At 69.3% G+C, this 25,194-nt stretch carries 23 protein-coding genes; 5 read left to right on the top strand and 18 right to left on the bottom strand.

Annotated features, from left to right (window positions below):
- Positions 1 to 5: 5 nt before the first annotated feature.
- Genes P7V53_RS01315 through P7V53_RS01305 form a run of 3 tightly spaced genes read right to left on the bottom strand, consistent with a single transcriptional unit; the run spans position 6 to position 2,052 of the window.
- Positions 6 to 818 carry an aldolase/citrate lyase family protein gene (locus P7V53_RS01315; protein ID WP_280153675.1) on the bottom strand — a complete coding sequence of 271 codons (813 nt, stop codon included), beginning with the start codon at positions 816 to 818 and terminating at the stop codon, positions 6 to 8.
- Positions 819 to 833: 15 nt separating this feature from the next.
- Complete coding sequence (locus tag P7V53_RS01310) at positions 834 to 1,343, bottom strand: GNAT family N-acetyltransferase (RefSeq protein WP_280153674.1); 510 nt, start codon at positions 1,341 to 1,343, stop codon at positions 834 to 836.
- A gap of 31 nt (positions 1,344 to 1,374) precedes the next feature.
- Positions 1,375 to 2,052: a cytochrome b/b6 domain-containing protein gene (locus P7V53_RS01305; RefSeq protein ID WP_280153673.1), complete on the bottom strand. Its 678-nt coding sequence runs from the start codon at positions 2,050 to 2,052 to the stop codon at positions 1,375 to 1,377.
- 208 nt (positions 2,053 to 2,260) lie between these two features.
- On the opposite strand from P7V53_RS01305, the gene P7V53_RS01300 reads away from it, so the two are divergent.
- Positions 2,261 to 2,713, top strand: coding sequence for a cytochrome c (locus P7V53_RS01300; protein WP_280153672.1), 453 nt, complete (start codon positions 2,261 to 2,263; stop codon positions 2,711 to 2,713).
- A 41-nt stretch (positions 2,714 to 2,754) separates the two neighbouring features.
- Here P7V53_RS01300 and P7V53_RS01295 read toward each other — a convergent pair whose 3' ends face one another.
- Positions 2,755 to 3,498 carry an alanyl-tRNA editing protein gene (locus P7V53_RS01295; protein ID WP_280153671.1) on the bottom strand — a complete coding sequence of 248 codons (744 nt, stop codon included), beginning with the start codon at positions 3,496 to 3,498 and terminating at the stop codon, positions 2,755 to 2,757.
- 160 nt (positions 3,499 to 3,658) lie between these two features.
- On the opposite strand from P7V53_RS01295, the gene P7V53_RS01290 reads away from it, so the two are divergent.
- Positions 3,659 to 6,268 (top strand): SLBB domain-containing protein, encoded by a 2,610-nt coding sequence (locus P7V53_RS01290; protein WP_280153670.1) that lies wholly within the window; start codon positions 3,659 to 3,661, stop codon positions 6,266 to 6,268.
- A 22-nt stretch (positions 6,269 to 6,290) separates the two neighbouring features.
- Positions 6,291 to 7,514, top strand: coding sequence for a Wzz/FepE/Etk N-terminal domain-containing protein (locus tag P7V53_RS01285; protein ID WP_280153669.1), 1,224 nt, complete (start codon positions 6,291 to 6,293; stop codon positions 7,512 to 7,514).
- A 22-nt stretch (positions 7,515 to 7,536) separates the two neighbouring features.
- Here P7V53_RS01285 and P7V53_RS01280 read toward each other — a convergent pair whose 3' ends face one another.
- Genes P7V53_RS01280 through P7V53_RS01250 form a run of 7 tightly spaced genes read right to left on the bottom strand, consistent with a single transcriptional unit; the run spans position 7,537 to position 13,615 of the window.
- Positions 7,537 to 8,412: a patatin-like phospholipase family protein gene (locus P7V53_RS01280; RefSeq protein ID WP_280153668.1), complete on the bottom strand. Its 876-nt coding sequence runs from the start codon at positions 8,410 to 8,412 to the stop codon at positions 7,537 to 7,539.
- A 52-nt stretch (positions 8,413 to 8,464) separates the two neighbouring features.
- Positions 8,465 to 9,415 (bottom strand): threonine dehydratase, encoded by a 951-nt coding sequence (locus P7V53_RS01275; RefSeq protein ID WP_280153667.1) that lies wholly within the window; start codon positions 9,413 to 9,415, stop codon positions 8,465 to 8,467.
- A gap of 10 nt (positions 9,416 to 9,425) precedes the next feature.
- Positions 9,426 to 10,085 (bottom strand): VOC family protein, encoded by a 660-nt coding sequence (locus P7V53_RS01270; protein ID WP_280153666.1) that lies wholly within the window; start codon positions 10,083 to 10,085, stop codon positions 9,426 to 9,428.
- Entirely contained in the window at positions 10,082 to 10,918 is an 837-nt protein-coding gene (locus P7V53_RS01265) for a PhzF family phenazine biosynthesis protein (protein WP_280153665.1), read from the bottom strand. Before P7V53_RS01265 ends, P7V53_RS01270 begins: the two co-directional genes overlap by 4 nt.
- Positions 10,915 to 12,084, bottom strand: coding sequence for a PLP-dependent aminotransferase family protein (locus P7V53_RS01260; protein ID WP_280153664.1), 1,170 nt, complete (start codon positions 12,082 to 12,084; stop codon positions 10,915 to 10,917). The genes P7V53_RS01265 and P7V53_RS01260 overlap by 4 nt, the downstream gene beginning before the upstream one ends.
- Complete coding sequence (locus P7V53_RS01255; RefSeq protein ID WP_280153663.1) at positions 12,084 to 13,004, bottom strand: DMT family transporter; 921 nt, start codon at positions 13,002 to 13,004, stop codon at positions 12,084 to 12,086. The genes P7V53_RS01260 and P7V53_RS01255 overlap by 1 nt, the downstream gene beginning before the upstream one ends.
- On the bottom strand, positions 13,001 to 13,615 hold the full coding sequence (locus P7V53_RS01250; protein ID WP_280153662.1) for a LysE family translocator: 615 nt from the start codon (positions 13,613 to 13,615) through the stop codon (positions 13,001 to 13,003). Before P7V53_RS01250 ends, P7V53_RS01255 begins: the two co-directional genes overlap by 4 nt.
- A 91-nt stretch (positions 13,616 to 13,706) precedes the next feature.
- On the opposite strand from P7V53_RS01250, the gene P7V53_RS01245 reads away from it, so the two are divergent.
- Both P7V53_RS01245 and P7V53_RS01240 read left to right on the top strand, forming a co-directional pair.
- Positions 13,707 to 15,128 (top strand): PLP-dependent aminotransferase family protein, encoded by a 1,422-nt coding sequence (locus P7V53_RS01245; protein WP_280153661.1) that lies wholly within the window; start codon positions 13,707 to 13,709, stop codon positions 15,126 to 15,128.
- 53 nt (positions 15,129 to 15,181) lie between these two features.
- Positions 15,182 to 15,928, top strand: coding sequence for a hypothetical protein (locus P7V53_RS01240; protein WP_280153660.1), 747 nt, complete (start codon positions 15,182 to 15,184; stop codon positions 15,926 to 15,928).
- A gap of 4 nt (positions 15,929 to 15,932) precedes the next feature.
- On the opposite strand, the gene P7V53_RS01235 is transcribed toward P7V53_RS01240, so the two are convergent.
- The 7 genes from P7V53_RS01235 to P7V53_RS01205 form a co-directional block, all read right to left on the bottom strand.
- Positions 15,933 to 17,807, bottom strand: a complete 1,875-nt coding sequence (locus tag P7V53_RS01235) for an ATP-binding cassette domain-containing protein (protein ID WP_280153659.1) — start codon at positions 17,805 to 17,807, stop codon at positions 15,933 to 15,935.
- A gap of 52 nt (positions 17,808 to 17,859) precedes the next feature.
- Positions 17,860 to 18,810: a glutathione synthase gene (gshB, locus tag P7V53_RS01230; protein WP_280153658.1), complete on the bottom strand. Its 951-nt coding sequence runs from the start codon at positions 18,808 to 18,810 to the stop codon at positions 17,860 to 17,862.
- A gap of 69 nt (positions 18,811 to 18,879) precedes the next feature.
- The gene (locus tag P7V53_RS01225; RefSeq protein ID WP_280153657.1) at positions 18,880 to 20,754 is read right to left on the bottom strand and encodes a potassium transporter Kup; all 1,875 of its coding nucleotides are present in this window, start codon (positions 20,752 to 20,754) and stop codon (positions 18,880 to 18,882) included.
- A gap of 139 nt (positions 20,755 to 20,893) precedes the next feature.
- A complete protein-coding gene (gshA, locus tag P7V53_RS01220; protein ID WP_280153656.1) occupies positions 20,894 to 22,189 on the bottom strand; it encodes a glutamate--cysteine ligase in 1,296 nt (431 codons plus the stop codon).
- A gap of 169 nt (positions 22,190 to 22,358) precedes the next feature.
- Entirely contained in the window at positions 22,359 to 23,885 is a 1,527-nt protein-coding gene (amt, locus tag P7V53_RS01215) for an ammonium transporter (RefSeq protein ID WP_280153655.1), read from the bottom strand.
- Positions 23,886 to 23,910: 25 nt separating this feature from the next.
- A complete protein-coding gene (locus P7V53_RS01210) occupies positions 23,911 to 24,249 on the bottom strand; it encodes a P-II family nitrogen regulator (RefSeq protein WP_124540585.1) in 339 nt (112 codons plus the stop codon).
- A 27-nt stretch (positions 24,250 to 24,276) separates the two neighbouring features.
- Positions 24,277 to 25,017 (bottom strand): TorF family putative porin, encoded by a 741-nt coding sequence (locus tag P7V53_RS01205; protein ID WP_280153654.1) that lies wholly within the window; start codon positions 25,015 to 25,017, stop codon positions 24,277 to 24,279.
- Between the last annotated feature and the right edge of the window lie 177 nt (positions 25,018 to 25,194).

Here is a 25,194-nt window from a genome sequence, read left to right as displayed (position 1 = left end):
CCGACTCAGGCGGCGGGCTGCTGCGTCCCGCCGGCAAGCGTGTGCACGTGCTCGGTGTCGCGCGTGCGCAGTGCCGTGATCGCCTCCTTGGCGGCGCGCATCATGAAGCCGATGTCGGATGACACCGCGACATAGTCGAAGCCGATCGCGCGGTACTGTGCGACCGCCTCTGCGCTGCTGCCCAGCGTGCCCACCGGCATGCCGAGCGCCTTGCACCGCTGCACCGCCTGCGCCATGAGCCCCACGACGGCGGGATGGGTCATCTCCCCGATGTGGCCCAACGCCGCCGACAGGTCGTTCGGCCCGACGAACAGCGCGTCGACACCGTCCACCGCGGCGATCGCCTCGATCTGCTCGATGGCGTGCGGCGTCTCGATCTGCACGATCACGCCCATGTTCTGGTTGGCGCCGCGGTAGTAGTTGGGCGTGGTGCCGAATCGTGTGGCGCGTGTCGTGCCTGCCATGCCGCGCACGCCATCGGGCGGATAGCGCGTCGCGGCCACCGCACGGCGCGCCTCCTCCGGCCCTTGCACGAAAGGGAACATCAGCGTGGTGGCGCCTGCGTCGAGCACGCGCTTGACGGTCACTGCATCGTTCCACGGCACGCGCACCACCGGCAGCATCTTGGTGCCGGCCAGGGCCTGCAGCACGTGCACCAGGCCCATCAGCTCGAGCGGCGCATGCTCCATGTCGACCAGGCCCCAATCGAAGCCGACCCAGCCGATCGCTTCGGCCACCAGCGGATGGGCGGAGCTGATCCAGGTGCCCACGGGGGGATGCGCACCCGAGGCCTTCAGCAGTTGTCGGAATGCGTTCATGTCGGCCCCGGCGGGTCAGTACTGCGAGGAGGTCACCCCCAGCGTGCACTTGAGGTAGTGCGCGCCCGGGATCGGGTTGTAGTAGTAGGGCGGAATCTCTTCGAAGCCCAGCGACGCGTACAGCTCGCGTGCGGCTTCCATGTCGTCGAGCGTGTCCAGCAGGACTTCCGAATAGCCGGCCTGCTGCGCTTCGTCGAGCAGCGCCTGCGCGATCACGCGGCCCAGGCCGAAGCGCCGAAAGGCGGGGCGGACGTACAGGCGCTTCATCTCGCACGCGTTGGCGTAGTCGCTTTCGGGCAGGGGGCGCAGCGCCCCGCAGCCGGCAAGCGCCGAATCGACGAAGGCGAGCAGCAGGCAGCCGCCGGGGCGCGCGTAGTCGCCGGGAAGGCCAGCCAGCTCGGCCTCGAAGTTCTGGAAGCACAAGTCGACCTCGAGGCTGGCCGCGTACTCGCGGAAGATCTCGCGTGCGGCGGAGATCAGCTCGGGGGTGTCCGGGAAGACCAGACCTATCTCAGGGGCGTCCATCCGGGATGGCAGCAACTGCGGGAGGGCGAGTTTAGCCCCCCAGGCTGACGAGCCACGCAACCCCGGCGCCGCACAGGGTCAACAGCGCCGCCGCCAGCCCCCGCGCCGTCCAGTGGTCCGCCGATGCGGGCACGCCGGGAGGCAGCGGCTTGTCGCCGACGATCATCGGATGCACGAGGTTGCGCTTGCGGCGAACCAGGTAGAACACGATGGCGCCCACGTGCAGCAGCGACAGCGTGATGATCAGCCACTGGCCCCAGGTCTTGTGCCACGAGGTGGCCAGGCTGCTGATGGCGCCCGACACGAACTTGATCAGCGGTCCGGTGTTCGCGATCTCGTCGTCGGCCACGAGGCCCGTCGCGACCTGGGCGGCCAGGATGCCGAGCAGGCCGAACACCGACAGCGCGCCGAGCGGGCTGTGGCCGATGTCGTGCCGCTCGTCGCCGCTGTCGCCACGCAGATAGCGCAGCACGACCGACGGCGAATAGATGAAGTTGGCGAATCGCGACCAGTGGCCGCCGACCAGGCCCCACACCAGCCGGAAGGCGAGCAGCGTGAAGATGACGTAGCCGAAGCGGAAGTGCCACGCCATCGCGTTGCCGCCGATCTTCGCGCTGACGACCGACGCGATGACGCAGCCGGCGAGGACCCAGTGGAAGACGCGGGTCGGGAGGTCCCAGACCCGGGTGGGCAGCAGCGGCTCGCTCATGTATCGGTGTCCTGGATCGACGCGAAAAGCCGCAAAGATAACCGCAGGCCCGCGACCGCTTCCCATCGGCGCAGCTTTCCACTGGGATTTACCCCAGGCATCCCGGGGCGCCGGAGCGCCGTACGTACACTCGCGGGCGTTCGATGGCGGCAGAGTCGGCTGCCATCGGACGTGCGTTCCAACACCCGTTTTCCCGGAGAAGCTTCGAATGAAGAAGATGATGCTGGCCGTCGCAGCGGTCGCCGGCCTGACAAGCGCGCTGCCCGCGGCCGCGCAGTTTGCCAAGCCCGAGGACGCGATCAAGTACCGCAAGGCCTCGTTCACCGTGATGGCCGCTCATTTCGGGCGCATCGGCGCCATGGTCAACGGCCGCGCCCCGTTCGATCCGAAAGTCGTGCAAGAGAATGCCGACCTCGTCGCGGCGCTTGCCAGGCTGCCCTTCACCGGCTTCGTGGAAGGCACCGACAAGGGCGAGACCAAGGCCAAGCCCGAGGTCTGGAGCGAGAACGACAAGTTCAAGGCCGCCACGTCGAAGATGCTGGACGAGATGGCCAAGCTGAACGCGGCCGCCAAGTCGGGCAACCTCGACACGGTCAAGGCCGCCTTCGGCCCGGTCGGCCAGTCGTGCAAGGCCTGCCACGACAACTTCCGCAAGGACTGAAGCCAGGGGGCGACGGGCCGTCGGCCGCCGCTCCACTTCGATCAGTCGGCGAACCCCAGCACCACGCGACGGGTCATCGCCGACTTCTTCTCGATCTTCGTCACGATCACCCTGCCGATCTCCGCCGTGTTGGCCACATGCGTGCCACCGCAAGGCTGCAGGTCGACGCCATCCACCTCCATCAGCCGCACCCGGCCGGTCCCTCGCGGCGGCTGCACGCTCATGCTGCGGACCAGGCCGGGATTCGCCTCCAGCTCGGCATCGCTGATCCATCGATGCGATACCGGATGCGCTTCGAGCACCAGGCGCGCCAGCCCTTGGGTCAGCGCTTCCTTGTCGAGCGGCTCGCTCATGTGGAAGTCGAGTCGCGCATAGTCGGCGGTGATCGAGCAGCCGTCCACCGGATGCGGCACCAGCGCGCACAGCAGGTGGGTGGCGGTGTGAAAGCGCATGTGCCGATGCCGGCGGCGCCAGTCGATGCGGGCCGTGAGCGGGCTGCCCGGCTGCAATGCCGCCAGCGCCGCATCCTGGCCGGGCGCCGGCACGTGAACGATCTCGCCGGCAGACTCGCCCTTGCGCGTGTCGGCGATGGCGATGGTCGAGCCGTCGGGCAGCACCAGTTCGCCGCTGTCGCCGGCCTGTCCACCGCCCTGCGGATAGAACACGGTGCGGTCGAGGCGGATGCCGCGCGCATCGACGCTCAGCACGCTGGCCTGGCATTCCGACAATCGCGCGTCTTCGCGGAACAGCTCCGCGGTGGGCGCCTGCTGCGAAACCTGGTTCATTGCCGACCTCCGCGTCGATCATAGGACCGTCGGGGGCATCCATTACCATCGCGGGTTGCCGGTGCCGAACGCCGGCGTTCCGAGCTTCTCGCGGCGCGACGTGCCAGTCTTGGTGGTTGCGCGCCTTCGATTCCTCACCGCCTTGCCGCCTCCCCGTCGCATGCGCCCATTCCACCTCCTTGTCGCCTTGTGCCTGGCGGGCTTCTTCGCGGCCGCCGCGGCGCAGACCGATCCGGCCACCAGCGGCGGCACGTTCACCACGCCGGGATACGGCGTGTCTCCCGCAGCCCCTCAACGCGGCGCGGCCGGCACGCAGCCCGGCACGCCGCTCCCCGGAAGCACCACCGACACCGGGACCACCGGCCCGGTACGCACCCCGGGACCCACGCCCGGCGTGCGCCCCGACGGAACCATCGACCCGTTCTCGCGGCTCACCGTGCTGCCACGGCCGAAGCCGAGCGAGTTCCAGAAGTTCGTCGAGTCGGCCACCGGGCGGATGCTGCCGGTGTTCGGCGCGAATTTCTTCGCCGACGCAGCGGCCCGCGGCCAGCTCGACAACGTCCCGGTGTCCGGCGACTACACCATCGGCCCGGGCGACGAGCTCATCATCCGCGCGTGGGGCTCAATCGACGTCGACTACCGTGCCACTGTCGACCGCAACGGGCAGATCAACCTGCCGAAGGTGGGCAGCTTCAGCGTCGCCGGGGTGCGGGCCTCCGACATCGAGCGCCATCTGCGCGCGCAGATCGGCCGCGTGTACACCAACTTCAACCTCAACGTCACGCTGGGGCAGCTGCGCGGGGTCAAGGTCTTCGTCGTCGGGCCGGCCCAGCGTCCCGGCGTGTACACGCTGCCGAGCCAGTCCACGATGCTGTCGGCCGTGGTCGCCGCCGGCGGCCCGGGACCCAACGGCTCCATGCGCCGCATGAGCCTGCGACGCGACGGGCGGGTCGTCTCCGAGCTCGACGTGTACGAATTCCTGGTCCAGGGCGACAAGTCGAAGGACCTGCAGCTCGCGCCCGGCGACGTCGTCGTGTTCCAGCCGGTCGGTCCCCGCGTGGCGCTGACCGGTGCCCTGGAGACACCCGGCATCTATGAGCTCAAGGAAAGCCAGGAGCCGCTGCGCGAGGTGCTGCGCTACGCCGGCGGCGCACCGGTGCTTGCCAACCCGAACCGGGGACAGCTCGAGCGCATCGATCCCGCCAAGGCGAACGCACCCCGCCTGGTGGAGGAGTTCAAGCTCGACGCCGCCGGCCTGGCCAAGCCGCTGCGTGACGGCGACGTGGTGACGCTGCTTGAGATCTCCCCGCAGTTCGCCAACGCCGTGACGCTGAAGGGCCATGTCGCCCAGCCGCTGCGCTACCCCTACACGCCGGGCATGCGGGTCCGCGACCTGATTCCCGACAAGGAAGCCCTGATCTCGCCGGACTTCTACCGCCGCAAGAACCTGCTGGTGCAGATGATCGAGGAGGAGGATGAAGACGAGCTGGCGGCGCGGCAGCGGCGGCAGGCCCGCCTGGGCATGCAGGGCGCCGACCCCTCGCAGCAGCAACAGCAGCCACAGCAACAGCAGCAGCCACCGTGGCAGAACCCGGCGCAGCAGGGCTTCAACCAGCTTCAGGCGGTGCCGGGTGCGAATCAGGCGGGAACGCCCGGGATGGTCGCACCGCAGGTGCAGCCGCAGGACGACACCAGCGATCCTTCCAGAAGCCGCCGGTCCAGGCGTGCGCAGGACCAGAACGAACAGGCTGCGGCGGCCGCAAGCCAGAAGCGGCGACTCACGCCGCTGTTCGACGAGCTCAACTGGGATTACGCGGTCATCGAGCGGCTCAATCGGGAGAACCTCACGACGCAGGTCATTCCGTTCAACCTGGGCCGCGCGATCCTGCAGAACGACTCATCGGCCAACATCGAGCTGCAGCCCGGGGACGTGGTCACGGTATTCAGCCAGAAGGACATCCGCGTGCCGGTGTCGAGGCAGACGCGCCTGGTGTCCCTCGAGGGCGAGGTCGCCGCGCCGGGCGTCTACCAGCTCATCCCCGGCGAAACCCTGCGGGGCCTGATCACGCGTGCCGGCGGCTTCAGCCCGCATGCCTATGTCTACGGGCTCGAATTCACCCGCGAGGAAACCCGCCGGCGCCAGCGCGAAAACCTCAACGCGGCCCTGAACCGGCTGCAGGCCTTGTCGGCCACGCAGACCGCTCGAGAGGCGGCCAACCGGCGCGACGACACGTCGGCCGACCGCAGCGCCGCCATCAGCAACGCTGCCACGCAGGCGCAGCTCGCACGGCTGGCGCAGCTGCAGCCCAACGGCCGCATCGCGCTCGAGCTCTCGCCCGAAACCCTGACGCTGGAGTCCTTGCCCGACGTGCCGCTCGAAAACGGCGACCAGATCAGCGTGCCGGCGCGGCCGGGCTTCGTCACCGTGGCGGGCGCGGTCGCGAACAACAACGCCTTCCTCTGGAAGCCGGGCCGCACCGCCGGCGACTACGTGCGGCTGGCCGGCCTCGAAGAAGCGGCGGACCGCTCGTCCATGTTCATCCTGCGCGCCGACGGCACGGTGAGCAGCGGCAACGACCGGCGTGGCTTCTTCGGCTTCGGCGGCATCGAATCGCAGCCCCTGCAGCCGGGAGACGCCGTGGTGGTGCCGAGCCAGCTCGACTACGAGACCTGGGGACGTGCCCTGGTGCGCAACCTCAAGGACTGGTCGCAGATCTTCTACCAGTTCGGCCTGGGCGCGGCGGCCATCCAGACGCTGCGCAACAACTGACGACGCATTCAGCGGCTCATCGATGGACTCCCGAGACGACAGCGTCGCCGAGCGCGCGCAAGACGATGACGGCCCGAGCGTCGGGCTGGTGGACCTGCTCACCTGGCTGGGCGAGGGAAAGCGGCTGATCGCCACGGCGACCGTGGCGGTGGGTGCGCTGGCGCTCGGCTATTCGATGCTGCTCACGCCGATCTTCACGGCGCGGACCACCCTCTTGCCTCCCGGCTCGCAGCAGCAGAGCGGCTCGGCCGCGGCCCTGGCAGCGCTGGGTTCGCTCGGCGGCCTGGCCGGCGGCCTGGCAAGCAAGTCGCCCGACGAGCTCTACGTGGCGCTGCTCAAGAGCGACAGCGTGATGCGGGCGCTGGACCAGCGCTTCGACCTCAAGGCGCGCTACAAGATCAAGCTGGACGACACGCTGCGCAAGCTGCTGCCGACGCGCGTTCGCGTCCTTCCGGATCGCAAGAGCGGCGTGATCGGCCTCGAGGTCGACGACGAGGACGCCAAGTTCGCTGCCGATCTCGCCAATGCCTATCCCGAGGAGCTGACCAAGCTGCTGGGCCGCCTGGCGGTGTCCGAGGCGCAGCAGCGTCGGGTGTTCTACGAGCAGCAGCTCAAGGAGACCAAGGAGCATCTGATCAAGGCCGAGCAGGACCTGCAGAAGGTTCAGGAGAAGTCCGGCGTGATCGTGCTCGACAAGCAGGCGGAGGCGCTGATCGGGGGCGCGGCACAGATTCGCGCGCTGATTGCGGAGCGCGAGGTTCAGCTCAAGGTCCTGCGCACGGCGGCCACCGAACAGAACCCCGATGTGCTGCGGCTGAGTTCCGAGCTGCGCGCCTTGCGCGCCGAGCTAAGCCGCATGGAGTCGCGTCGCGACGGCGAAGCCGGCAGTGCGGTCGACATGCCCGTCGGCAAGATCCCGGCCGCCAGCGTCGACTACGTGCGCGCCCGGCGCGAAGTGAAGCTGCAGGAGACCCTGCTCGAAGGCATGGTCCGCCAGTACGAGATCGCGAAGCTGGACGAGGCCAAGGAAGGCGCCACGCTCCAGCAGGTCGACAAGGCGCTGCCGCCCGACCACAAGTCCAAGCCCTCCCGCGCGCTGATCACCATCGTCGGCACGCTGCTCGGCCTGCTGGGCGCATGTGCGTTCGTCCTCTGGCGCCGCTATGCCGCCTTCGTTCGCGAAGTGGACCCGCAGGGCGCGCAATCCTGGCAGGTCTTGCGCCGCGCATGGCACTGGCGGCGCTGACCGCCGCCGGCGCCGAGCGGCATCAGGCCGAGGCCGCGAGCGCTCGCAGCGCGGGCGCACGCTGCATCGTCTGCTCGTAGGCGGCCCGTGCGGTGGTCTCGCGGTACTCGCGGCTGAGGTTGACCCAATAGCCGAAGTACGGATGCAGCACCAGGTCGGCCAGCCTCGCCTCGGCATCGATCTGCTCGCGTTTCGCGCGATCGCCCTCGAGGTAGCGCTCGGCGCCTGGCGGCCGCGGCTTGTCCATGTGCACCGCCACGTCCACGGCGATGACCTTGCGTGCGCCCAGATCGCGCGCGGTGCGCACCGGCAGCGGGCTCACGAGGTCGGCGTCGACCATCTCTCGGCCCCGCACCCGAACGGGCGCAAAGCGACCCGGTATCGCGCATGACGCCTGCACTGCGGATGCGAGGTCGCCATGGTTGAACACCGCCGGCTTCATCGCCTGCAGGTCGGTGGCGACCACCGCGAGCGGCGTGCGCAACTGCGTGAACACCCGCACGCCCAGCGATTCGCGCACCAGCGCGGCGATGCGGCTGCCGTCCATGCGCAGGCCGTCGATCGGGGACCAGCGGGCGAGGCGGTAGAAGTCGAAATCGAAGGCCAGCGACTCGATGCGTTCGATGGACAGGCCCGCCGCCATCGCACTGCCGATCAGTGCACCGACCGAGGCGCCGACGATCAGATCGGGCTGCACGTCGAGCTCGTGCAGCGCGCGAACGACGCCGACATGGGCGAAGCCGCGCGGCCCGCCCGCCGCCAGCACCAGCGCCAGCCGCGCCGGCGCGCGTGGCAGCTCGAACGACGGCGCGTCGGCGCCGTCGACGACCGTGATGTCGACACCGCAGGCGGCGAGGCACGCGGCACCGGCGCAAGCGAGGAATGGGCGGCGCTGCATCGCGCCGATCGTAGGGTGGGGTGGCGCGCCGCGGAAGCGCAATAGCCCGCGTCTACCCTGCCAGCACCCTGGCGAAGACCGCGCTGTCGACATTGCCGCCGGTCAGCACGACACCCACCGTGCGCCCGGCCCAGCGCTCCTTCTGCTGCAGCGCGCCGGCCAGCGACGCCGCACCCGCTCCTTCGGCCACGTTGTGCGTGTCGGCGAACAACGCGCGCATGGCGGTCGCGACCTCGTCGTCGCTGACGGCAATGACATCGTCGACCTCGCGGCGGATCCACTCCAGCGCCTGCGCGTCGGGCACGCGACAGGCCATGCCGTCGGCCAGCTGCGTGGTCACCGGCGATTCGATCAGGCGGCCTTCGCGGAACGATTGCTGGTACGCCGTGGCGTGGGCCGACACCACGCCGAGGATGCGCGTGCGCGCGCCCGTGTGGCGGCGCGCCGCCGCACACGCGCAGATGCCCGAGCCCTGCCCGATCGGCACGAACACGACGTCGGGCTGCACGGCGCTGAAGAACTCGATCCAGTAGGTGGCCACGCCGCGCACCAGGTCGTCGTGGAACGACGGCACCACATGCAGCCCATGCCGTTCGGCCAGCTGCCGGGCATGCTCGCGAGACGCCTGGAAGTCGTCGCCGTGCTCGATCAGCTCGACGCCGAGCGCGCGCATCGCGGCGTTCTTCTCGACCGAGTTGCCGCGCGGCACGACGATGGTCGCCGTCAGGCCGAGCCGCTGCGCCGCCAGCCCCACCGACTGGCCATGGTTGCCCCGCGTCGCGCTCACCACGCCGCGGCATCCGGGGTCGCGCTCGCGCAGCGACTCGAAGTACGTCAGACCCCCGCGGACCTTGAACGCGCCGACCGGCGTGTGGTTCTCGTGCTTGACCCAGACCTGCGCGCCGAGCCGGCGCTCCAGCAGCGGCCAGCGCTGCTGCGGCGTGGGCGCGAAGGCGCGATAGACGGTGTCCTGGGCGGCTTGCAGCGACTCGCGGCTGTACATCGGCGACTCCTCAGTGGGATGAATGAAGGGCGATCCGCCCGCGGGGTGTCGACAGCACGGCGGCCAACGGCGCGCCGCCGGCGGCCGCCTCGACTCCAGCCGCTGCACACAGCGGCCAGGCGGCTTCGGGCACGCCGGCCACCTGCAGGCTCTCGAGTGCGACGTCGCTGGCCGGCAGCGTGTCGGCCGGATGCCGATCGCCCCACTGGATCAGCGTGGGCAGCGCCCCGCGTGCCAGCCGCTGCCCGTCGGCGCGCAGGCTGATGCGCCAGCGCAGCAGCCCGTGCGGCGTGTCGCGTTCCGCAGCGACCGGCTCGCCGCGATCGATGCCCACGTTGCGCAGCGCGGCCAGCCGCGCGTCGAGGTCTTCGCAACGAGCGACCCAATGGACCAGCTGCGGACCGTGCGCGAGCGCCGCCTGCAGCTCGACGCTGTCCAGATCGAACCAGCGCGGCCGTGCCGGGGCCGTCGCCTCGGGATCGATGGCGATGATCTCGAGGTACGCCCGTGGAAAGCGTGCCGACGAGATCGAGAAGACGCGGTTGTGCGTGCCCATCAGCGAATGCTTTCCGCCCGATGTCGGGCTGATGCCCAGCGTCTGCTCGCACCAGCGAACGCCTTCGTCGAGCGTGCGCGCGGCGACGACCAGATGATCGAGTGCGACCGTCACAGGCTGAGCTCGCCGCGAATGCAGCTCACGCTCGCGCCGCCGACCCAGACGGTGTCGCCGTCGCTGTCCACATGCACCCGGCCGTCGCGTTCGAGCCGCGTGCCTTGCGCAGCGACGTAGCGGCGCGGCAGGTGGCCCTCAGCGATCAGCCATTGCGCGAAGCTGGCGTTGAGGCTGCCGGTGACCGGGTCTTCGGGAATCCCGACCGGATCGGCAAAGGCCCGCACCTCGACTGCGCACGGCGCGTGCGCGGCATGCCGGGCGATGAGACCGACCTTGGCGAGCGACTTCAGCGCCGCATGGTCGGGCTCGACCGCGAGCACGGTGGCCGCGCTGTCCAGCAGCAGGCCGAGCCACTTCGGACCGTTGTCGAGCCACTGCGCGGCGTGCACCTTGTCGGCCGGCAGGCCGAGCGCCGCGCGCACCTTCTCCAGCAGCGCCGCGTCCACCGGCCCGCGCGTCATCGGCGGCGCGGCGAACGCCGTGCGCGCGCCATCGAGGCGGATCGTGACCAGGCCGTGCGCGCACTGCTGCACGACGCGACCCGGCGTGCGCGGCACGCCGCCGCGCTCCAGCCAGGCGTGGCAGCTGCCGAGCGTGGGATGGCCGGCGAACGGAAGCTCGCCGCCCGGGGTGAAGATGCGCAGCCGGTAATCGGCCTCGGCCGAGGTGGGCGGCAGCAGAAAGGTCGTTTCCGACAGGTTGGTCCAGCGGGCGAAGTCCTGCATCTGCGCGTCGCTCAGGCCCACTGCCGCATGCACCACCGCGACGGGGTTGCCGCGCAGCGGCGTATCGGTGAAGACGTCGACCTGCGTGAAATCGAAGCGGTTCACAGTGCGTTCTCCTTCAGCGCTTGCGCGAGCATCGCGATGCCCTGCTCGATGCGCTCCGGCGAGACCGTCACGAACGACAGGCGCAGCGTGTTCGGCTTCGGATGGTCGGCGTAGAACGCGGCGCCCGGCACGAACGCCATGCCGCGCTCGACCGCATGCGGCAGCAGCTGCATCGCATCGACGCCTTCGGGCAGCTCGAGCCAGAAGAACATGCCGCCGCTCGGCACGTTCCAGTGGCACCCCGGCGGCATGTGACGTTCCAGCGCCGCGCGCATCGCGTCGCGCTGCGCGCGGTAGCGCTGTCGAATCGTCGGAACGTGGGTCTGCAGGAAGCCGTCGCGGATCACCTCGTGCACCAAGCGCTGGTTGAAGCTGGGCGTGTGCAGGTCGGCGGCCTGCTTGGCCTGCAGCAGCTTGGGACACAGCGGCTTGGGCGCCACGACGTAACCCAGCCGCAGCCCGGGCGCGAGCACCTTGGAAAACGAGCCGAGGTAGACGACGCCATCGCTCCAGCGCGACGCCAGCGGCGCCGGCGGGGCGACATCGAACCACAGGTCGCCGTAGGGGTTGTCTTCGACCAGCGGCAGCCCGAGCGCCAGCGCGCGCTCGACCAGCGCGGCCCGGCGCGCCTCGCTCATGCAGCGTCCGCTGGGGTTCTGGAAGTTCGGCAGGGCATACAGGAAGCGTGCGCCGCGCGCCACATCGAGCCCCTCGGGCAGCGGCCCGTCGTCGTCGCAGGCCACGGAGACCAGCTCCGGCTCGTACGGCGCGAACGCCTGCAGCGCACCGAGGTAGGTCGGCGACTCCACGGCGACCCGGCTGCCGGCGTCGATCAGCACCTTCCCGACGAGGTCGAGGCCTTGCTGCGAGCCGGTGGTGATGAGCACCTGCGACGCCTCGACGCGCTGGCCCTGCCCCGCCAGGTGGCCGGCCACCCACTCGCGCAGCGGCCCGTAGCCTTCGCTCGCCGCGTACTGCAGCGCCTCGCGCGGCGAGTCGCGCAGCACGCGCTCGGCCGCGTCGCGCATCGCCTCGACCGGAAAGGTGTCCGGCGACGGCAGCCCGCCGGCCAGCGAGATGATGCCCGGCCGTTCGGTCACCTTCAGGATCTCGCGAATGATGGATGGATTCATGCGCGCGGCACGGCGGGCTTGCTGGAAGGTCATCAGGAACTCCGAAGGGAAGCGGCATGGCGCCGCACATCGACCGGCATGCGCTTTCCGGCGAACACCGTCGCGATCACCGCCAGCGAGAACGCCACGGTCATCGCATCGAGCTGCTCGCCGAGCACCGGCACGGCGAACAGCAGCGCGAGAAAAGGCTGCACGAGCTGCACCTGGCTCACGCGCACCGTCCCGCCGAGGGCGAGTCCGCGGTACCAGGCGAAGAACCCCAGCCACATCGAGAACAGCGTGACGTAGCCGAAGCCTGCCCACGCCGACGCGCTCGCCGGCTGCACCGGCCACGCGAGCCAGGCGGCCGGCGCCGTGAGCGGCAGACTGGCAGCCAGCACCCAGCAGATCACGCGCTCGGCGGGCATGCGCGACGACAGCTGGGCGCCGGCCACGTAGCCGATCGACGCGCTGGCCACGGCCAGCAGCAGGAGCCCGTCGGCGGCAACGAGGGCGCCGCTGCCGCGGTACGCCGCGAACGCCAGCACCAGGGCACAGCCCAGCACGGCGCAGATCCAGAAGCCGTTCGACGGCCTCTGCCGCAGGTGCAGCGCGGCGGCCAGCGCCGTGCCCAGGGGCAGCACGCCGGTGATCACGGCCGCATGCGTGGCGTCGACATGGCGCAGCGCCAGCGCGAGAAAGAGCGGAAAGCCGACCACGGTGCCGGCGGCGGACACCGCGAGCGCCGGCAGGTCCTCTCCGTGCAGGCGAGGCGCTCGCGTCAGCAGCAGGTAGACGACGCTGAGCACGCCGGCAAAGGCCGCGCGTCCGGCGGTGACGAACAGCGGCGGAAGCTGCGGGTCCGACGCCGGGCCGACGGCCAGCCGTGTCATGGGCAGCGTCATCGCGAAGATGACGACGCCGAGCAGGCCGAACCACAGGCCACGTCTTTCGTTGTCGGACAGCCCCGTCATGCCACGGCCATCCAGGCGGCGGTGGCCAGCAGCAGCGCCGCCATCAGCCGGTTGAAGCCGATCAGCCTTCGGCCCTGCGACAGCCAGTGGCGCAGCAACGAGCCCACCAGCGCATAGGTGAGGTTGCTCGTCAGGGCGAAGACCAGCATCACCGCGCAGACGATCGCGAGCCGCTGGCCGGGGTTGGCGGCCGGCTGGCCGGCGGCGCTGGTGACCCAGCCGGCGGCCATCGCCAGCGCGAGCATCCAGGCCTTGATGTTGACGAACTGCAGCGCCACACCCTGCCAGAACGTGACCTCCAGGCGCGCCGGGTCGGCTTCGCCGAGCGAGCGTGAACCGGCCAGCTTCCAGGCCATCCACACCAGCGACAGGACGCCCACGACCTTGACCGCCCAGCGCAGCGCCGGCACCGCGAGCACCAGGCTGCCCAGGCCGAGGCCGCAGGCCACCATCATCAGGGTCCATCCCGTAGGCACGGCGATGATGAACCCGACCGCGCGGCGCAGCCCGTGGTTGGCGGCCAGTGCGGCCGACAGCGTCGTGTTGGGACCCGGCGTGAAGCTCATCGCGGTCGCGAAGGCGAGCAGGGTCATGAACTCCTCGGGGGACATGCGGCGCAGTCTACGTTCGGCGGCCAACACAGAGCCAGTACACTTGGCCCTTACATTTCTCGTTCTGTATTGGCCACCCCGCCAGCACACCATGAAACCCGCCACCGCGCCCATCGTCCTGTCCCGCGGCGCCGACAGCACGCTCACCGAGCAGCTGTCGGCGCGCTTCTCGGAGCACATCCGCCAGCGGCTGCTGGCCCCCGGCAGCCGGCTGCCCTCGGTGCGCGAATGCGCCCGGCGCCACGGCGTCAGCGCGTACACGGTGGTGGCTGCGTACGACCAGCTGCAGGCGCAAGGGCTGGTCGAAGCGCGCCGCCAGCGCGGCTTCTTCGTGCGCGAGAACGCGCCCGAGCCGGCCCCGCCGCCGGCCGCGAAGGCGCCGCATGCGCCACTGCCGATCAGCGCCACCACGCTGATGCGCGGCATGTTCCAGCCCCCCGGCGCGCTGCCGATGCCGGGTCTGGGCACGCTGCCGATCGAGTGGCTCGACCTTCCGATGCTGAGCACCGCGCTGCGCCGCGTGAGCACCGGGGCGCACCTCGCGCCGCATGCACTGCAATACGGCCAGCCCGCCGGCGACGAGCGCCTGCGCCGGGTCCTCGCCACGCGGCTGGCCGATCACGGGGTCGCGGCCACGCCCGAACAGATCGTCACGACGATAGGCGCCACGCACGCGCTGGACGTGGTCACGCGCACCCTGGTGCGTGCCGGCGACAGCGTGCTGGTCGACGAGCCCGGCTGGTCGGTGGAGTACGCCCGCCTGGCCGCCCTCGGGCTGCGGGTGCTGCCGGTGCCGCGCGGCGACGACGGTCCCGACCTGGCGGTGATGCAGCGTCTCATCGAGGCGCATCACCCCCGGCTGTACGTGACGGTGTCGGTGCTGCACAACCCGACCGGCGCGTCGCTGCCGCTGGGAGCGGCCCACCGCATCCTGCGGCTGGCGCAGGCGCACGACCTGCACATCGTCGAGGACGACAGCTACGCGCACCTCGCGCCGATGCACCTGCCGCGCATGGCGGCCTTGGACGCACTGGAGCGGACCCTCTACGTTTCCGGCTTTTCGAAGATCCTCGCGCCCAACTGGCGCGTCGGTTTCATCGCCGCGCCGAGCGCGCTGGTGGACCGGCTGATCGACACCAAGCTGCTCAGCACGCTGACCACACCCAGCCTCACCGAGCAGGCGCTGGCGCACTGCCTGGAGCACGGGCTGCTGCGACGCCACGCCGAGCGGGTCGCGGCCAAGCTCGATGCGGCCCGCGCCCGATCCGTCAAGCTGGCCGAGGCCCACGATTGCCGCTTCGCGGCCGCGCCTCGCGGACTCTTCGGCTGGGTCGACGTCGGCGTGGACACCGAGCGCCTGGCACGCGTGATGCTCGACGACGGCTGGCTGCTGGCCCCCGGAGCGCTGTTCCACGCCAACCACAGGCCGACCTCGCTGATGCGCATCAACTTCGCCACCACGCAGGACGCGCGCTTCTGGCGCGCCCTGTCGCAAGCACGACAGGGGCTTTGATTGGCGCGGATCGCCGCAGCCGCTACAGTTCGTCACAACCTGACCGATGCCGCATGTTCGAGCCCACCATTCCGTTCGGTGAACCCGAACTGATGCGCGCCAGCGCATACAAGCTATACCTCCAGGAGCTCGACGACGACGCGGCGAAGAGCGGCGTCAGCTCGCGCATCTCGTCCCTGAGTCCGTCCCTGCGCGCGGACCTGTACCGCTTCGAGGCCGGCGGCGGCACGTCCGAAGTGCTCGAGGTGGTGGCCGCCTGCGTGCGCCACGCCAAGCGGGTCACGATCCAGCTGCAGAGCGGCGACCACGTGGTGCCGCTCACCGTGTTTCCCGACGAGCGCTTGGTGCACTGCCCGCTGACGATGGACCAGCTGCTGGCGAAGCCGTTGACCGAGTTGCGGGTGCTGCATGTCGAGCCTGCACTGCTGCGCCCGCCGGGCGACACGGAGCGCGCGCTGATCGGCGAGCTTCGGCTGCACTTCGCGCTCGGGCCTCTGCTGTGGGAACTCGCGATGCGCGGCGGCCGCGCCGAGCTGCTGCCCGAGATCGGTGGTCCCGCCGTGTACCGCGTCACGCCGGGACTGCACCTGGGCAGCCTGCCGGTCAACGGCCCGCTGCTGGCCGCGATCTACCGGCTTCGCAGCGAGAGCAGCACGATGAGCGACATCGCCGAATGGCCCGGCATGGACCGCGAGCGGGCGGTGCGGCTGCTCAATGCGCTGTATCTGCAGGCCGGCCTGATGGTGAGCCGGTCGCATCCGGACGCCATCAACGAGATCTGGAAATTCAAGGGGTTGTGACCCCTCACCGCGAGCCCAGCGCCTCCCAGCGCTCCAGCGCCGCCGTCAGCTCCGCATCGATCTGCGCGTAGCGCACCTGCGCATCCGCCGCCCGCTTCGGCTCGCTCGCATACAGCTCTGGCTTGGCCAGCAGGTCGCCCAGCTCCTTCTGCTCCGCCTCCAACGCCTCGATGAGCGCGGGCAGCTCGTCGAGCTCGCGCTGCTCCTTGTAGCTGAGCTTGCCGCGCCGGGCCGGCACCTTGGCGGGCTCGGCCTTCGGCTTCTCCACGACCTTGGGCCGGGCAGCCTCGCGCAGTGCGCGCGCACGATCGCGCTGCGTTCTCCAGTCCTCGTAGCCGCCTTCGTATTCACGCCACAGCCCTGGCGCCTCATCGCCCTCCCAGGCGATGGTGCTGGTGACGACGTTGTCGAGAAAGCGCCGGTCGTGGCTGACCAGGAACACCGTGCCGGCGTAGTTCTGCAGCAGCTCTTCCAGCAGCTCGAGGGTGTCGATGTCGAGGTCGTTGGTCGGCTCGTCGAGCACCAGCACGTTGGCCGGCAGGGCGAACAGGCGGGCCAGCAGCAGCCGGTTGCGCTCGCCGCCGGACAGCGTGCGCACCGGCGAGTTGGCGCGCTCGGGGGCGAACAGGAAGTCGTTGAGGTAGCTCATCACGTGCTTGCGGGCGCCGCCGAACTCGACCCATTCGCTGCCGGGGCTGATGGTGTCGGCCAGAGTGGCCTCGAGGTTCAGCTTGCTGCGCATCTGGTCGAAATAGGCCACTTCGAGCCGCGCGCCCTGCCGCACCGCGCCGGAGGTGGGCGCGAGCTCGCCGAGGATCAGCTTCAGCAGCGTCGTCTTGCCGGCGCCGTTGGGGCCGATGACGCCGACCTTGTCGCCACGCAGGAGGGTCGCGCTGAAGCGGTCGACGATCAGCTTGTCGCCGAAGCGCAGGGTGACCTCGCGCAGCTCGGCGACGATCTTGCCGCTCGGCACGCCCGCATCGATCTCGAGCCGGACCTGGCCCAGCGATTCGCGGCGCGCCTGACGCTGGGCGCGCAACGCCTGCAGCCGCTGCACCCGGCTCACGCTGCGCGTGCGGCGCGCCTCGACGCCCTTGCGGATCCACACCTCCTCCTGCGCGAGCAGCTTGTCGGCCCGCGCGTTGGCCAGCGCCTCGGCGCCGAGCTGGTCCTCCTTGAGGCGCTCGTACGCGCTGAAGTTGCCGGGATAGCTGCGAATCACGCCGCGGTCGAGCTCGAGGATGCGCGTGGAGACGCCATCGAGGAAGGCGCGGTCGTGGGTGATCAGCATCACGCTGCCGATGAAGTTGCGCAGCAGCTCCTCCAGCCAGGCGATCGAATCGAGGTCGAGGTGGTTGGTGGGCTCGTCCAGCAGCAGCACGTCGGGCACGGCGACCAGTGCCTGCGCCAGCGCCACCCGCTTCTTCATGCCGCCCGAGAGTTCGCCGACGATGCGCCCGCCGTCGAGATGAAGCTGCGCGAGCGTCGTCTCGACGCGCTGCTCCCAGTTCCAGGCATCGAGCGCCTCGATGCGCGTCTGCAGCGCGTCGAGGTCGACGCCCGGTGCGTGCTCCTCGTACTGCTGCCGCACGCTGCGCGCCTCGGCGACGCCTTCGCTCACGACGTCGAACACGCTGGCGGCGGCATCGAAGACCGGTTCCTGCGGCACGTAGCGAATGCGCAGTCCCTGCGTCAGCTGCAGCAGGCCGTCGTCGGGCTTCTCCAGGCCGGCGACGATCTTCAGCAGCGAGGACTTGCCGGCGCCGTTGCGCCCGATCAGGCCGAGTCGCTCGCCGCTTTCGAGCGAAAAGGCGGCATCGTCGAGCAGCGCGACGTGGCCGTAGGCGAGGTGGGCATTGGACAGGGAAAGGACGGCCATGACGGAAGGCGCAGGCGGAAAGCTCGCATTGTCGTGCCCGGCGCGGCTGCGTTCAGGCGTCGCGCACCGCCGCTTCGAGCGCGTCGACGAACATCTTCGCGACATCGAAGCCGGCCTGGTCGGTGATCTCCTGGAAGCAGGTCGGGCTGGTGACGTTGATCTCGGTCATCGCATCGCCGATGACGTCCAGGCCCACGAGCAGCAGCCCTCGGGCGAACAGGACCGGGCCGATGCCTTCGGCGATCTCGCGATCGCGCGGCGTCAGCGGCTGGGCGACGCCCTTGCCTCCGGCCGCGAGATTGCCGCGGATCTCGCTGCCCTGCGGGATGCGCGCCAGCGAGAACGGGACGACGCGACCGCCGATGATCAGGATGCGCTTGTCGCCCTGCGCGATCTCGGGCAGGTAGCGCTGCACCATCACCGTTCGCGCGCCGTGCTGGTTCAGCGTCTCGGTGATGCTGCCGAGGTTGAGACCGTCGGGCCCCACGCGGAAGATGCCCATGCCCCCCATGCCGTCCAGCGGCTTGAGGATGATGTCCTGGTGCTCGGCGTGGAAGCGCTTGATCGCCTGCGCATCACGGGTCACGAGCGTCGGCCCGATGAACTGCGGGAACTCGAGGATCGCGAGCTTCTCGGGATGGTCGCGCAGGGCCGACGGGCGGTTGAACACCCGAGCGCCTTCACGCTCGGCCTGCTCCAGCAGATGCGTGGCGTAGAAGTATTCGCTGTCGAACGGCGGGTCCTTGCGCATCAGCACCGCGTCGACGTCGGCGAGCGCGAGCTCGACCGGATCGCGCTCGGTGAACCAGCGGTGCGGGTCGCCGGTCAGCGCGATGTCGCGCAGGCGCGCGGTGACGCGGCCGCCGCGCTGCCACACCACGTCCTTCGGCTCGCAGGCCAGCAGCGAGTGGCCGCGCGACGCGCCTTCGCGCATCATCGCGAAGGTCGAGTCCTTGTAGGTCTTGAAGCCTTCGAGGGGATCTGCGACGAACAGCAGCTTCATGGTGCGGCGGTGGCGTTGGGGCGCGGGCCGCCACTGTTGCACAAATCGCGCGCCCGCGCCGTCGTGTCCTCAGATCTCCAGCTTGGAGCCGAGCTCGACGACGCGGTTGGTGGGCAGGCTCAGGTAGTCCGCCGCGGCCGAGGCGTTCAGGTGCATGCTGGCGAACAGCTTCTCGCGCCACTCGGCCATGCCGCTGCTGATGCTCGGCACGATGATGTCGCGCGACAGGAAGTACGAGGTCTCCATGTTGTCGATCTGGAAGCTGCGGTTGTGCAGCAGCGCCAGGGCCTCGGGCACGTCGGGCTCGTTCTTGAAGCCGAAGTGCAGGGTGACCTGCCAGCAGCCGTGACCCAGCGGCGCGATCTCCGCACGCTTGTCGAAGCCGATCCACGGCACCTCGTGCTGCTTGACCGTGACGAAGAGGTTGGTCTCGTGCAGCACCTTGTTGTGCTTGAGGTTGTGCAGCAGCGCGTTGGGCGTGATGCCTTGCTCGGCGACCATGAACACGGCGGTGCCGGGCACGCGCGTCGGCGGACTGATGAACACCGCCTCGAGGAAGGTCTTCAGGTCGATCGCGTCGTGGCGCAGGCTTTCCGACATCAGCACGCGGCCCTGCTTCCAGGTCATCATCAGCGTGAACATCACGACGCCGATCAGCAGCGGGAACCAGCCGCCGTCGAATACCTTCACGATATTGGCGGCGAAGTAGGTCACGTCGACGACGAAGAAGAACACCGTCGCCGCGACGCTCACGGTCCACGGGTAGTTCCAGCCGAAGCGGATCACGAAGAAGGTCATGATCGTCGTGATCAGCATGTCGATCGTCACCGTGATGCCGTACGCGCCGGCCAGCTTGCTGCTGGAGCCGAACATCAGCACGGCGATCACGATGCAGGCGTACAGGCTCCAGTTGACGAAGGGCACGTAGATCTGGCCCGTCTCGCGCACGGAGGTGTGCAGGATGCGCAGCCGCGGCATGTAGCCGAGCTGGATCGCCTGCTTGGTCACCGAGAACGCCGCCGAGATGAGCGCCTGCGAGGCGATCACGGCGGCGCAGGTCGCCAGCGCGATCAGCGGGTACAGCGCCCACTCCGGGGCCATTTCGTAGAAGGGATTGCGCGCCTTCTCCGGCGAGGCGAGCAGCATCGCGCCCTGGCCGAAGTAGTTGAGCACCAGCGCGGGCATCACCATGCCGAACCACGCGACACGGATCGGCCGCTTGCCGAAGTGGCCCATGTCGGCATAGAGCGCCTCGGCACCGGTGACGCACAGCACGATGAAGCCGAGCGCGACGAAGGCCACGCCGGGCTGCTGCCACATGAAGCGCAAGGCATGGAACGGGCTTAGCGCCAGCATTACCGACGGGTTCTCGACGATGTGCACGAAGCCGAGCACGGAGATGACGATGAACCACAGCGCCGTCACGGGTCCGAAGAACTTGCCGATGCCGCCGGTGCCGTGCCGCTGGACGACGAACAGCAGCGTCAGCACCGCCAGCGACACCGGCACGATGTAGCTGTGCAGCGCCGGCGCGGCGACCTCCAGCCCTTCCATCGCGCCGAGCACCGACACCGCAGGCGTGATGACGCCGTCCCCGAAGAAGATGGACGTGCCGAAGATGCCGACCATCAGCAACCGGTTGCGCAGCACGGGACGACCTCTCACCGCCTGGGAGGCCAGCGCGAGCATCGCGATCAGGCCGCCCTCGCCGTTGTTGTCGGCACGCAGGATGAGCACGACATACTTGATCGACACCACCACCGTCAGCGTCCAGAAGATGAGCGACAGCACGCCGTAGATGTTGTCCGGCGTCAGCGGCACGTGGTTGTGCGCGAAGACTTCCTTGAAGGCGTAGAGCGGGCTGGTGCCGATATCGCCGTAGACGACGCCGAGTGCGCCGAGCGTGAGGACGGCCAGGCTGGAAGTGGGGCGGGGCTGGGTCACGGTGCACCGCGCGGCGCGTCCACGGCGCCGGAGCGGCATTTTTCTTCAGGACGCCGATTGTGCCGCCGACGCGCCGCGCGTCACTCCTCCCGGCTCGGGGGAGGGTTGGACTTGTTGCACCGCAGCAACTGCGGCAGAGTCACTCGTAGATCTCGGCGTCGGGGTCGGTCGCCTCGAGCTCGTAGCTCGCCGCCACCATCGCCAGCCTCGCGATGACGCCGTACATGTAGAAGCGGTTCGGGGCGCTGGCGCCGGGCTTGACGCCCGGCTTGGGCAGCTGGTTGGCTTCGGCGAACGCCAGCGGCACGAAGCTGGCCCCCGGCGAGTTGAGGTTCTCGTCGATCCCCCGCTCCGCGTTGACGCGGTAGAAGCCGCCCACGACGTAGCGGTCGATCATGTAGACGACCGGCTCGGCGACGGCGTCGTTGACGCGCTCGTAGGTCGGCACCCCTTCCTGCAGGATGACCTCGCTCACCTCCTGGCCGTCCTTGATGATGCTCATCTTGTTGCGGGTGCGGCGGTTCAGCTCGGCGAGGTCCTTGGGATCGCGCACCGTCATGATGCCCATGCCGTAGGTGCCGGCGTCGGCCTTCACGATGATGAACGGCTTCTCCTGGATGCCGTATTCCTTGTACTTGCGGCGGATCTTCGCCAGCAGCGCTTCGGCATTGCTCATCAGGCATTCCTGGCCGGTGCCGTCGGAGAAGTTGACCTCTCCGCACCGCGCGAACAGCGGGTTGATGAGCCAGGGGTCCATGCCGAGCAGCTTGGCGAACTTCTTGGCCACTTCCTCGTAGGCCTGGAAGTGGTTGGTCTTGCGCCGCACGGCCCAGCCGGCGTGCAGCGGCGGCAGCAGGTATTGCTCGTGCAGGTTCTCGAGGACCCGGGGCAGGCCCGCAGACAGGTCGTTGTTGAGCAGGATGGTGCAGGGGTCGAAGTCCTTCAGCCCCAGGCGGCCGCGGTTGCGCACCAGCGGCTCCACGGTCAGGCTGGTGCCGTCGGGCAGATCGATCTGCGACGGCGCCTTGATGCTCTCGTCGAGCGAGCCCAGCCGCACGTTGAGGCCGGCCTGGTGAAAGATCTGCACCAGCCGCGCCACGTTCATCAGGTAGAAGGTGTTGCGGGTGTGGTTCTCGGGAATCAGCAGCAGGTTGCGCGCCTCGGGGCAGATCTTCTCGATGGCGGCCATCGCCGCCTGCACCGCCAGCGGCAGCATCTCGGGGGTCAGGTTGTTGAAGCCGCCGGGGAACAGGTTGGTGTCCACCGGCGCCAGCTTGAAGCCGGCGTTGCGCACGTCCACCGAGGTGTAGAACGGCGGCGTGTGCTCCATCCACTCGAGCCGGAACCAGCGCTCGATCGCGGGCAGCGATTCGAGGATGCGCTGCTCCAGTTCGTTGATCGGCCCGGTGAGCGCCGTGATGAGGTGAGGAACCATGGAGGTGACCCAGAGAGGAGCCGGCGGCGAACGTCGCCGGCGAGGAGGTGTGCGGGGATTTTAGGCATTTGGGGTGCCCGCCGGCGGACGCAAGCCCGCAATTCGCCGTTGCGCCCCATGAATGCAAAAGGCCGCCCGGAGGGCGGCCTTTGCACCGGAAGGAGTCGGCTTACTTGCTGTAGGCCGTCTCGCCGTGCGAGCTGATGTCGAGGCCTTCGCGCTCTTCTTCCTCGGTGACCCGCAGGCCGATCACGAGGTCGACGATCTTGAAGGCGACCACCGACACGACACCCGACCACACCAGCGTCAGGCCGACGCCCTTGGCCTGGATCAGCAGCTGGTCCCAGATGCCGTTGGAGCCGACCGTGGCGGTGACCCAGTCGGTCACCAGCCCGGGGCCGCCGAGCGCCTGGTTGTTGAAGATGCCGGTCAGCAGCGCGCCCACGATGCCGCCGACGCCGTGCACGCCGAACACGTCGAGCGAGTCGTCAGCGCCCAGCATCCGCTTGAGGCCGTTGACGCCCCACAGGCACAGGAAGCCCGCGACGGCGCCGATGACCAGCGCACCGACGATGCCCACGTTGCCCGCCGCCGGCGTGATCGCCACGAGGCCGGCCACCGCGCCAGACGCCGCGCCGAGCATCGAGGCCTTGCCCTTGAGCAGCGCCTCGCCGACGCACCAGGCCAGCACCGCGGTGGCGGTGGCGGAGAAGGTGTTCAGGAAGGCCAGCGCCGCGCTGTTGCCCGCTTCGAGCGCCGAGCCGGCGTTGAAGCCGAACCAGCCCACCCACAGCAGCGAGGCACCCACCATCGTGAGGGTCAGCGAATGGGGCGTGAAGGCTTCCTTGCCGTAGCCGACGCGCTTGCCGATCAGATACGCACCCACCAGGCCGGCGACCGCGGCGTTGATGTGCACCACCGTGCCGCCCGCGAAGTCGAGCGCTCCCCACTGCCAGGCAAGACCTGCCTTGGCATTCATCGCATCGACCACTTCCTTGCTGGTGTACGCGTCCGGACCCATCCAGTACCACACCATGTGGGCGATGGGCGCATAGCTGAACGTGAACCACAGGACCATGAACAGCAGCACCGCGCTGAACTTGATGCGCTCGGCGAAGGCGCCGACGATCAGGCAGCAGGTGATGGCCGCGAACGTGGCCTGGAACACGACGAACACGATCTCCGGGATCACGACGCCCTTGCTGAAGGTCGCCGCCATCGCGAACGTGCCGGTTGCCGGGTCGAACACGCCTTTCAGGAACAGCCGGTCGAGCCCGCCGACGAAGGCGTTGCCTTCCGTGAACGCGAGGCTGTAGCCGTAGACGACCCACAGCACCGTGATCAGCGAGAAGGTGACGAACACCTGCATCAGCACCGACAGCATGTTCTTGCTGCGCACCAGGCCGCCGTAGAACAGCGCGAGTCCCGGGATCGACATCATGATGACGAGCAGCGTGGACACGAGCATCCACGAGACGTCGCCCTTGTTCGGCACCGGCGCCGCAGCTGCCGGCGCGGAGGCGCTGGCAGCGGCGGCGGTGGCGCCCGAAGCAGCGGCGGCCGGAGCGGCAGCCGATGCGTCGGCAGCGGAAGCAGCCGGCGCGGCCGCCGGAGCCGCCGTGCCCTGCGCCGTCGCGACGCCGGCGAAGCCCAGGGCCGCGAGGCCCAGGGCGAGGGTGGCAATGAGTTTCTTCATGGTGGGTTGTCTCTCTGTGTTGACGTCAGAGCGCGTCTTTGCCGGTTTCGCCCGTGCGGATGCGGACGACCTGTTCCAACGACGAAACGAAGATCTTGCCGTCGCCGATCTTGCCGGTGCGAGCGGCCGCCTCGACGGCTTCGATGACCCGGTCGACGATGGCGTCGTCCACGGCCGCTTCGATCTTGACCTTGGGCAGGAAGTCGACGACGTACTCCGCGCCGCGGTACAGCTCGGTGTGGCCCTTCTGGCGGCCGAAGCCCTTGACTTCGGTCACCGTGACACCCTGAACGCCGATGGCGCTCAGGGCTTCGCGCACTTCGTCAAGCTTGAAGGGCTTGACGATGGCAGTCACCATCTTCATGGTCATCTCCAGGTGAGGGGGAAAGAATCAGAAGACCTTCTTGACGGCCACGACGAGGCCGGCCTTGCCGAGGTCCTTGCCGTTGGCGGGCGACGCATAGGCCTTCACGCCGCCGATCTCCTTGGTGTCGGCGCCGACGATCGCGGCGCTCAGCAGGAAGCCGGAGAAGTCCTTGGCCACCGTCACGGCGTAGTCGGTGTACGAGAAGTCGCTGTTGTGCGAGACCTTCTGGTAGCCGATGTGCGGCGTGATCGTGATGCCGTTGCCGGCATCGAAGTTGGCCGTGAGGTCGAGGTAGCCGCTGTTCTTGCTGTCGGCGAAGCCGAACAGGTTGGTCACGCTGTGCGAGTACTTGAGCGTCGCCGGCCCGTAGGTCAGCGCGCCGTAGATCTCGGTGGTGGTCGGCTTGGGATTCAGGTCATGGCCGGGGTACTGGTAGGTGAGCACGCCAACGTCGTAGCCGAGGTCCTTGCTGATCTCGCCCTTGTAGCCGCCGTAGATGTCCCACTCGACGTCGGCGCCGCCGCCGAAGTCCTTGATCCACTTGATGGTCGACAGCCAGGTGCCGACATAGAAGCCGCTCGGGTGCGCATAGTCCGCGCCGCCCTGCAGCGCCGGCTTCAGGCGCGTCTGGGAAATGCCGCGGTAGCGATAGTCGGACGTCAGGCTCAGGTTGAACGACAGCGGATTGGCGTCCTCGGCGTGTGCAACCGTCGGCAGTGCGCCGACAACGGTCATGGCGGCCAGCGCCAGAAGCGTCTTCTTCATTGAGTGGTTCTCCTCGAACTCGTGAACGAATGGGTCGGGGCCGGTTCTGCAGCTTTTGTGCCTGCGGCAGGCGGGGCCGAAATGCCCTCGCATCGGGCGCCCGCGCCCCGTGTTTGTGCATAGAGCGTCCGAATCGTCGATCCCGCGTCCTGCGCCTTGATTTGGTGCGTCGCTCTT

It is taken from the genome of Piscinibacter sp. XHJ-5, from assembly GCF_029855045.1.
In the GTDB taxonomy this organism is placed as follows: Bacteria; Pseudomonadota; Gammaproteobacteria; order Burkholderiales; family Burkholderiaceae_C; genus Albitalea.
The sequence above is the reverse complement of the archived record's forward strand: the minus strand, read 5'-3'. Positions and strand labels throughout refer to the sequence as shown.